This is a genomic window from Chamaesiphon sp. VAR_69_metabat_338, assembly GCF_031423935.1.
Classification (GTDB): Bacteria; Cyanobacteriota; Cyanobacteriia; order Cyanobacteriales; family Chamaesiphonaceae; genus Chamaesiphon.
The window spans coordinates 1-2,490 of record NZ_JANPGM010000638.1 but is presented as its reverse complement, the minus strand read 5'-3'; the positions used below and the strand labels follow the sequence as shown (position 1 = coordinate 2,490).

2 protein-coding genes are annotated in these 2,490 nt (G+C 43.6%); one reads left to right on the top strand and one right to left on the bottom strand.

Going from position 1 to position 2,490, the window contains the following annotated elements:
* Positions 1–128: 128 nt before the first annotated feature.
* On the top strand, positions 129–1,154 hold the full coding sequence (locus RMO84_RS17625; protein WP_310489742.1) for a hypothetical protein: 1,026 nt from the start codon (positions 129–131) through the stop codon (positions 1,152–1,154).
* 195 nt (positions 1,155–1,349) lie between these two features.
* On the opposite strand, the gene gap is transcribed toward RMO84_RS17625, so the two are convergent.
* A complete protein-coding gene (gene gap, locus RMO84_RS17620) occupies positions 1,350–2,372 on the bottom strand; it encodes a type I glyceraldehyde-3-phosphate dehydrogenase (RefSeq protein WP_310489741.1) in 1,023 nt (340 codons plus the stop codon).
* Positions 2,373–2,490: the final 118 nt, after the last annotated feature.

Genomic DNA, 2,490 nt, shown 5'->3' with positions numbered 1-2,490 from the left:
TGCTTTATTAAATAGCCTCAACAGCTTTTGTGCGGCACTTGAATTGAAGTCCAAATATCAATAAATAGGAGTTTGGGCAAATTTGTAGAATCAGTAGAGTAGTAGGTCACTCTACTGATTCTACAAATTTGCTTGTTGGCATTGCCCACCCTATATTTCTAATCAATGATGAAGGTTACTATATGATTTTTTTGAAACCTCTATCCAGCCAGATTTTGCCAATCTTGCGGGCAATGAAGACCGTTACTTTAGCAAGTGGTAAATCTCAACCAGAAGCACTAGCTTTAATTGAAGCTTTTTATCAGTTATTTTTTACAGACATTCCCCTTGACTTTGATAACGTATCTACAATTTCACCAGCAGAGTTGGCTGAAGTTCCCATAGAACCAAGTCTACGCAAACATGTTCTCAATGGCATGGCAATGTTAGCTTTGGTCGAGGGAATTCCTCCAAAGTCCCAGATAGTAGTTTTAGAGGAGTTTGCCAAAGCCTTTGGAGAACGAAGCAATTTGATCGAACAAATCCGTAGTCTTAGCGTTAGTGGTGTTCATCAGATCATATTCAGTTTTGCTCGCTTTCGCAGTACATTTCTCAATAGTTCTATTTATGTTCAAGTCGAGCAATCAGGTGTATATAGAACAGCAAAATCCCTAGCAACAACTTGGGGATTAGTTGAGGATAAAGCCCTAGCTAATCGATATGCAGCATTAGCGACTTATCCAGAAGGAAGTCTAGGACTATCTTTACATCACTACTATTTACAAAACAAGTTTGCTTTGCCGGGACAAAAGCTTTCACTACCAGAAGGAATAGCAAGCCATGACGTATCGCATCTGCTCAGTGGCTATGGTGTTGATTATATCGGTGAGACGCTAGTTGCAGCATTCACCGCAGGCTATCGTTATGAGGAAAGTGCTTTTTTTAGTTCTTTGTTGATTGAACTCATGTCCCTTACCAATTTAATGCCAAGCTCCAGATCGCCAGCAGCTTGTGCTTCTATATTCTCGCAACCAGGGATGGCACAGAGGTTTTTACGGGCATTGGAGCGTGGTATGAAATGTAAAGTCGATCTTTTTAAAGATTTTAATCTTTGGATGGTTGCCCATGAATCAATTCCAGCCCTTTGCGATCGTTGGGGAATAGAACCAGAATAGGTTGTTGTTTACAAAAGTTTAACAACCATATTGCAGCAGAACGTATCAACATTCTTCGTTGAGTTGCAAAGGTAGTCTGCATCCGTTGAACATGAAAATAAAGGCAATAAAATTTATAAGTATCGATTCTCTTTCAGAGAGGATATGCCAACGACTTTACCAGATTTAGATACTGAATGTCATCTTCTAATCGATTCAAATCAATCCGTCTTTTCTTGCCATAAATAGCATCAGATCGATAACCCGACAGGCATAAGCCCACTCATTATCATACCAAGCCACCACTTTGAAAAAGTTGGCATTTAAACCAATCCCTGCTGTGGCATCAAAGATACTCGAACGAGGATCGGTGCGAAAATCCATCGACACAACTTTATCCTCGGTATAGCCCAAGATGCCATTCAATTCCCCCGCTGCTGCCGCTTTCATCGCCGTACAAATATCTGCATAGGTGGTGGGTTTTACAGTTTTAAAAGTCAGATCGATGACCGAGACATCCGCAGTACCCACCCGAAATGCCATCCCGCTCAACTTTCCCTTCAGGTCGGGTAATACGAGCGCGACTGCTTTTGCCGCACCAGTTGAGGCGGGAATGATATTCTGAACGGCTCCCCGTCCGCTCCGCCAGTCTTTTTTATCGGGGCCATCGACAGTAGACTGGGTGGCAGTCATGGCGTGAACGGTAGTCATTAAGCCTTCGGCGATCCCAAAGGTGTCGTGCAAGACTTTGGCAACTGGAGCTAGACAGTTAGTGGTGCAGCTGGCATTGGAGATAATTTCATCCGTTGTCGGATCGAATTCCTGATGATTGACTCCCATGACCACAGTCCGAATCTTGTCGGGGTCTTTGGTTGGGGCTGAGATGACTACTCGTTTTGCCCCAGCTTGAATGTGCTTGTGGGCACCCTCGTAGGTCGTGAAAAGTCCAGTGGATTCAACTATATAATCGGCTCCTAATTTACGCCAAGGGAGTTCGGCGGGATCTTTAATCGCCAGACACGATACAAAGCGATTGTCAATGGAGATGCCGTCAGGTTTGGCTGCAACAGTACCTGAATATGTACCGTGGGTAGAATCGTATTTGAATAGATAGGCAAGGTTATCGGCGGGAACGAGGTCATTCACACCAACTAATTCTAATTCGGGATGACTCATGGCAATCCGCGCCACTAGCCGTCCGATTCGCCCGAAGCCGTTAATACCGATTTTGAGTGTCATTTTAGTTAATTCCTAAATCTAAATTTCGTTTTCACAGGGCTGCGATCGATCTATTTGGGTGATATTTGCTAATGTCACTTCAGCGATCGCCCGCATCGCATCTTCAGTAAAAAATGCC